The 6,155-nt window shown below is 73.5% G+C and carries 6 protein-coding genes; 3 read left to right on the top strand and 3 right to left on the bottom strand.

From position 1 onward, the window contains the following. Positions 1 to 45: 45 nt before the first annotated feature. The 3 genes from ACFV46_RS33505 to ACFV46_RS33495 form a co-directional block, all read right to left on the bottom strand. Complete coding sequence (locus ACFV46_RS33505) at positions 46 to 438, bottom strand: DUF3040 domain-containing protein (protein ID WP_361937348.1); 393 nt, start codon at positions 436 to 438, stop codon at positions 46 to 48. Positions 439 to 726: 288 nt separating this feature from the next. Next, entirely contained in the window at positions 727 to 1,551 is an 825-nt protein-coding gene (locus ACFV46_RS33500; RefSeq protein ID WP_376729536.1) for a class I SAM-dependent methyltransferase, read from the bottom strand. Between the two features lie 248 nt (positions 1,552 to 1,799). Continuing rightward, on the bottom strand, positions 1,800 to 2,366 hold the full coding sequence (locus ACFV46_RS33495) for an SAV_6107 family HEPN domain-containing protein (RefSeq protein WP_385500966.1): 567 nt from the start codon (positions 2,364 to 2,366) through the stop codon (positions 1,800 to 1,802). Positions 2,367 to 2,537: 171 nt separating this feature from the next. On the opposite strand from ACFV46_RS33495, the gene ACFV46_RS33490 reads away from it, so the two are divergent. The 3 genes from ACFV46_RS33490 to ACFV46_RS33480 are packed head-to-tail and all read left to right on the top strand — an operon-like array spanning position 2,538 to position 6,035. Then, positions 2,538 to 3,326 carry an ATP-binding cassette domain-containing protein gene (locus tag ACFV46_RS33490; protein WP_385500965.1) on the top strand — a complete coding sequence of 263 codons (789 nt, stop codon included), beginning with the start codon at positions 2,538 to 2,540 and terminating at the stop codon, positions 3,324 to 3,326. Further along, positions 3,298 to 5,382, top strand: coding sequence for a YhgE/Pip family protein (locus ACFV46_RS33485; RefSeq protein ID WP_385500964.1), 2,085 nt, complete (start codon positions 3,298 to 3,300; stop codon positions 5,380 to 5,382). Before ACFV46_RS33490 ends, ACFV46_RS33485 begins: the two co-directional genes overlap by 29 nt. Positions 5,383 to 5,405: 23 nt before the next feature. Continuing rightward, positions 5,406 to 6,035 (top strand): TetR/AcrR family transcriptional regulator, encoded by a 630-nt coding sequence (locus ACFV46_RS33480; protein ID WP_361937338.1) that lies wholly within the window; start codon positions 5,406 to 5,408, stop codon positions 6,033 to 6,035. The last annotated feature ends 120 nt before the right edge of the window (positions 6,036 to 6,155 follow it).

Genomic DNA, 6,155 nt, shown 5'->3' with positions numbered 1-6,155 from the left:
CCACCGTCCGGTGGTCACCCCCTGACGTCGTCACGGGAGCGGCGGCTAGTGGCCGCCCTGCTCGTCTCGGCGGCGCTGCCAGCGCTGCTCGATCCTGTCCATCATGGAGCGCCTCTGCCGGGCGGACCTGACTGGGTGCGGGCCGCCCGCGGGCTGCTCGCCCGGCTTGGGGGCCTTGCGCCAGCCGGTCACGGCGAGGACCGCACAGCCAAGCATCACCAGGAAGCCCACGACACTGAGCCACACCTGCTTGGCGACCATTCCAGCCATGAGGAGCGCGATACCTACGAGGAAGCCCGCGACCGCCTGGTAGACCCGTCGCCGGGTGTACGTGCGCAGCCCGCTTCCCTCAAGCGCTGTCGCGAACTTCGGATCTTCGGCGTACAGCGCTCGCTCCATCTGCTCGAGCATGCGCTGCTCGTGCTCCGAGAGCGGCACGGAGTCCTCCTCATCGTGCAGTCGCCGGGGCGACCCGGGGGGTCCCTTCAGGATAGGCAGGGAATCGCCCCCGTGAAACCCGCCCCTCTACGCCAATTGGCCAACCGGGCCCCGGCATGGCGCCCCGGCTCGCTGAGATCTACTTTCCCCAGCGGCCGACCCGTCATGCCGGAACGGTCTCCCTCGATCATACGGCGCCGGGCGCCCGGACGGGGGGCCTGTGGCGTACTCCATGTGCGGCCAAGTCCCTGATCAAGGCATGCCCGGCGGGGTGAACGCGGCGGCCGCTCAGGCCCCGGCCGTCTGAGGCGTCTCGCCGAGCACATGGAGCTGGGTGGCCACCGAGTGGAACGCGGGCAGCTCGGCCGCCGCCTCCTCCAGCTTCAGCAGCGCCTCCAGGGCACCGGGCTCGGTGTCCACGAGCACGCCCGGCACGAGGTCGGCGAAGACCCGCACCCCGTGCACGGCGCCGACCCGCAGGCCCGCGCCCTCGACGAGTCCGGTGAGCTGCTCGGCGGTGAAGCGCCGGGGCACCGGGTCGCCCTTGCCCCAGCGGCCGTCGGGGTCCTCCAGGGCCCGCTTGGCCTCCGTGAAGTGCCCGGCGAGGGCCCGGGAGAGCACCGCGCCGCCGAGCCCGGCGGCGAGCAGGCTGAGCACGCCCTCGGTGCGCAGCGCGGCCACCGCGTTGCGCAGGCCCTCGGCGGGGTCGTCGACGTACTCCAGCACGCCGTGGCACAGCACGACGTCGTACGCGCCGCGCTCGGCCACGTCGAACAGGCCGTGGGCGTCGCCCTGGACGCCCTGCACCCGGTCGGCGACGTCGGCCTCGGCGGCGCGCCGCTCCAGGGCGAAGAGCGCGTTGGGGCTGGGGTCGACGACGGTGACGCGGTGGCCCAGGCGGGCCAGGGGCACGGCGAAGTTGCCGCTGCCGCCCCCCGTGTCCAGGACGTCCAGCGCGGGACGGCCGGTGGCCTTGACCCGGCGGTCCAGGGCCTCCTGGAGGACCTCCCAGACCACGGCGGTGCGCAGGCCGGCGCGGGGCCGGGAGGGGCCGGAGCGCGGTGTCCCCTGGGGGTGCTGGGCGGAGACGGGCGGGCGCATCGGGTCCGACACGGCGATTGACTCCTCGGCGCGGGACCGCCGTCTGCACGGCGGAGCGAACGGTGTGCCTCACCGGGCCGGATGACGGGCGCGGGAAGGCTGCAGGCTTCTCCCACCCTATTGCCTCCGGGGTGCCGGGCGGCCATCGCGGTGCCGGGCGCACCCGGGCGTCCCGCCCACCGGACTCGCCGCCGCGCTCCCCCGCCGACCAGGGCCGCCGTACGTCCGGGGTGGTCCGTGCGGGCGCGGGTCCGCGGGTCTCACCCCGCGTCCGGCATCTGCGGGGAGCGTGGGAGGCCGGCCGGGTCGGCCTCGGCGTCCTGGCGGGGCTGGGGCAGGACGGGCTGGAGCACGAGCATCCGCTCGACGAGGCGCAGGAACATCGCCACGTCGCGGATGAGGTCGTCCGCGTCCCGGTGGCCGGCCGCGCCGCGGATGCCGGCCTCGGCGCGGGCGCGGCGCTCGGCGCCGGAGGCGAACAGCGCGCTCCACTCGGCGAGTTCGGGCGCTATCTCGGGGAGCACTTCCCAGGCGCTCCGGATCCTGGCCCGGCGCCTGGGCGTGGGTTCCGGGCGGCCGCGTGCGGCGAGCACGGCGGCGGCGACGCGCAGGGCGGCCAGGTGGGCCGTGGCGTAGCGCTCGTTCGGGGTCTCGAGGACGGTGGCCTCGTCCAGCCCGGCGCGGGCCTGGGCGAGGAGGTCGAGGGCGGCGGGTGGGGCCGTGGCCTTGCGGAGCACGGGGTGGACGTCGCCGGCGGGGCCGGTCAGCGAGGGGGCAGGGCCGGTGGCGCGGCGCCGGCGGGCGGCGGCTGCGTGCGAGCTGGCCATGACGAACCTCCTGTCGTCTGTGTGACGGCATGCCCCGATACGGGTTGCCGTATGTGCCCATCGTGGGGTACGGCACTGACAATCCGTTCCGACCTGGGGTTTTGCCTCGCTCGCAAGTTCGGGCTACATTTTGCACTGACCAGTCAGTTCAAAAGATATGAGGGGGCGGGGATGGGGGGAACCGTGACAGCCGACGGCGTCACGGCCCGGAATCTCGGGCTTCGGGGACCGCGCGGGTGGGCGTTCCGCGCGGTCTCCTTCGAGGCCGGGCCCGGTTCGCTGATCACGATCGAGGGGCCGTCCGGCAGCGGCCGTACCAGTCTTCTGCTGGCCCTGACGGGCCGGATGAAACCCACCGAGGGCACGGCGTCGGTGGACGGGACGGAACTGCCCCGGCGGATGGCGGCGGTGCGGCGCGTCAGCGCCCTCGCCCATGTGCCCGGGGTGACCGACCTCGATCCGGCCCTGACGGTCGGCGAGCACCTGCGGGAGCGCGCGCTGCTCCAGTCGCGGTTCGGCGACTCGCTGCGCGCGCTGCTGCGCCCGCGCCAGGAGGGACGCGCGGCGCGGCGGAGGCGGATCGAGGACGCCCTGACGGCGGCGGGTCTGGATCTGGAGTCCCTGCCCAAGGGCCCGCGCACCGCCGTACGCGACCTGGAGCGATCCGAGGCGCTGCGGCTGTCCCTGGCGCTCGCGCTCATCGCACACCCGCGCGTGCTCGGCGTCGACGACACCGACCTGAAGCTCTCGGACGCCGAACGCGCCGGGGTGTGGGCGCTGCTGAAGTCGATCGCCGCGGCCGGGACCACGGTCCTCGCCGTGTGCAGCGAGGCCCCCGACGGCACGGTCCGGGTGTCCACCGCGCGCGCGGACGAGGCCGCCGGCACCGAGACCGACGAGGACGACGAGGACGACGGGAAGGAGGCCGCCGATGCGCTCGCCGAGGCTGGCCGCGCTTGAGCTGCGGCGGTTCGGCCGGGGGAAGCTCCCCCGTGCCGCGCTGGTCGCCCTGCTGGTGCTGCCCCTGCTGTACGGCGCGCTGTACCTGTGGTCCTTCTGGGACCCGTACGGCCGTCTCGACCGCATCCCCGTCGCCCTGGTGAACGAGGACAAGGGGGCGACCGTGAGCGGGAAGAGGCTCACGGCGGGCGACGACATCACCGAGGGGCTGCGCGAGAGCGACGTATTCGACTGGCGCGAGGTGAGTGCCGCCGAGGCCGAGAAGGGCGTCGAGGACGGCACGTACTACCTGTCGCTGACCATGCCGTCCGACTTCAGCGAGCGGATCGCCTCCAGCGCCGGGAAGAGCCCGGAGACGGGCGCCCTTCAGGTGCGTACGAACGACGCCAACAACTACATCGTCGGGCAGATCTCGCGGACGGTGTTCAGCGAGGTGCGCGACGCCGCGTCCACCAAGGCGTCCCGGTCGTTCCTGGACCGGATCTTCGTGTCGTTCTCCGACATCCACGGCGAGACCGTGAAGGCCGCGAACGGCGCCGACAAGCTCGAGGGCGGCATCGGCAAGGCCGAGAAGGGCTCCAAGGACCTCGCCGAGGGCCTCAAGGACGCCAAGGACGGCAGCGGCAAGCTGTCGTCGGGCCTGAAGCGGCTCGACAAGGGTGCGCGGGACCTGGAGAACGGCTCGCGGCGGGTCGCCGCCGGCACCCGGCAGCTGGCCGACAAGGTCAACGCCGTCGACAAGAAGGTCGGCCCGTTCCTCGCGGACAACGAGAAGACCATCGGCGACACCGCCCGGCTGGTCTCCGACACCTCGGGCGCCCTCCGCGACAACCTCGACGACCTGGTCGACCGCGCCCCCGCTGCCGCCAAGGGCGCCCACGCCGCCTCCGGCGTGCTCGACACCGTCTACCGGACGCGCTGCGAGGACGCCGTCCTGCCCGACCCGGTCTGCGCCGACCTGAAGAAGGCCAGGCAGTCGGCGGCGGACGTGGCGACCGTCGCCGACGACCTGAACACCCTGATCGCCGACCAGCACGGCGATCTGAAGAAGCTCGACAAGAACCTCGCCACGCTCCAGAAGCAGGCCGACGCCCTCGCCGAGCGCGCGCCCCACCTCTCGGAGGACCTCGACGACGCCGTCGGCCGCGTCAACAAGCTGAACGACGGGGCCGCGAAGGTCGCCGCCGGCGCCAAGAAGCTGCACACCGGGCTCGGCACGGCGAAGTCCGGCGCCGTGGACCTGGACACCGGCGTGGGCCGGCTGAAGTCGGGCGCGTACGACCTGCGCGGCGGCATGTACAAGCTGGCCGACGGCTCCGGCAAGCTGTCGAACGGGCTGCACGAGGGGGCCGGGAAGATCCCCGACTACGACAAGAAGGACCGCGACCAGCGCACCGAGGTGATGTCCGACCCGGTCCAGCTCGTCTCACGGGACCTGCACAAGGCACCCAACTACGGCACCGGCTTCGCCCCGTACTTCATCCCGCTGTCCCTGTGGGTGGGCGCGATGGTGGCGTACATGCTGATCGCGCCGATGAACCGGCGTGCGCTCGCCGCGGGCGCCTCGGCGTGGCGGATCGCGCTGGCGGGCTGGCTGCCCGTGGTCGCCCTCGGAGTCCTGCAGACCGTGGCGCTGATGTCGGTGCTGCACTGGGCGATCGGGCTGCAGATGGCGCGGGCGGCCGGGACGGTGGGCTTCCTGTTCCTGGTGACGGCGTGCTTCGCGGCGATCGTGCAGTGGCTGAACGCCCGCTTCGGCGCGGCGGGCCGGATCCTCGTCCTGGCGCTGCTGATGCTCCAGCTGACGTCCGCGGGCGGCACCTACCCGGTGCAGACCAGCCCGGGCTTCTTCAACGCCCTGCACCCGTTCCTGCCGATGACGTACGTCGTCGAGGCGCTGCGCCGGCTCATCACGGGCGGCGGGCTGCAGCCCGTGTGGACCGGATGCCTGGTCCTGGCCGCGTTCACGGCCGGCGCCCTGGCGCTGACCGCGCTGTCGGCCCGCCGCCGGCAGGTCTGGACGCTCGACCGGCTGCACCCGGAGCTGAGCCTGTGAGCGGGCGCGGGACAATCGGGGCCATGGAAAGCAGCAGCGCCGCGTCGGGCGGCAGCACGCGCCGTGAGGCCACCCGGCAGAAGCTCTACGAGGCGGCCGTCACGCTCATCGCCGAACAGGGCTTCTCCGCCACCACGGTGGACGAGATCGCCGAGCGTGCCGGAGTGGCGAAGGGCACCGTCTACTACAACTTCGCCAGCAAGTCGGTCCTCTTCGAGGAGTTGCTGCGGCACGGGGTCGGCCTCCTCACGGCCTCCCTGCGGGACGCGGCCGAGACGACCACCCGCGAGGGCGGGACCAAGGTGGACGCGCTCGACGCGATGATCCGCGCGGGGCTGGTCTTCATCGACCGCTACCCGTCGTTCACTCAGCTCTACGTCGCCGAGCTGTGGCGGACCAACCGCGCCTGGCAGTCCACGCTGATGGTGGTCCGGCAGCAGGCCGTGGCGGTTGTCGAGGGTGTCCTGCGCGAGGGCGTGGAGGGCGGTGAGTTCAGCGACGAGATCGACGTCCCGCTGACCGCCGCCGCCCTGGTCGGCATGGTGCTGGTGGCGGCGCTCGACTGGAAGTCGTTCCAGCCGGAGCGCTCCCTGGACGACGTCCACGCGGCGCTGTCCCGGCTGCTGCAGGGCCGGGTGAGCGGGCGCGGCTGAGGTCCACGCCCGGCAACGCACACACGAAGGCGCCGGGGCCGGGACGGCCCCGGCCCCCCCGGCCCGCCCCCGCCCCCCCCCCCCCCCGGCGCCCCCCCAAAACAGGGTAGTTAAAAAAAA

The organism is Streptomyces sp. NPDC059852 (assembly GCF_042731455.1).
GTDB lineage: Bacteria > Actinomycetota > Actinomycetes > Streptomycetales > Streptomycetaceae > Streptomyces.
Note: the sequence above shows the minus strand (reverse complement) of the source record. Positions and strands in the feature narration are given on the sequence as shown.

Excerpts from the sequence above, each read along its gene's own strand:
- ACFV46_RS33495 (WP_385500966.1), bottom strand. The coding sequence starts at position 2,366 with ATGGCCAGCTCGCACGCAGCCGCCGCCCGCCGGCGCCGCGCCACCGGC.
- ACFV46_RS33490 (WP_385500965.1), top strand. The coding sequence starts at position 2,538 with ATGGGGGGAACCGTGACAGCCGACGGCGTCACGGCCCGGAATCTCGGG.
- ACFV46_RS33485 (WP_385500964.1), top strand. The coding sequence starts at position 3,298 with ATGCGCTCGCCGAGGCTGGCCGCGCTTGAGCTGCGGCGGTTCGGCCGG.
- ACFV46_RS33480 (WP_361937338.1), top strand. The coding sequence starts at position 5,406 with ATGGAAAGCAGCAGCGCCGCGTCGGGCGGCAGCACGCGCCGTGAGGCC.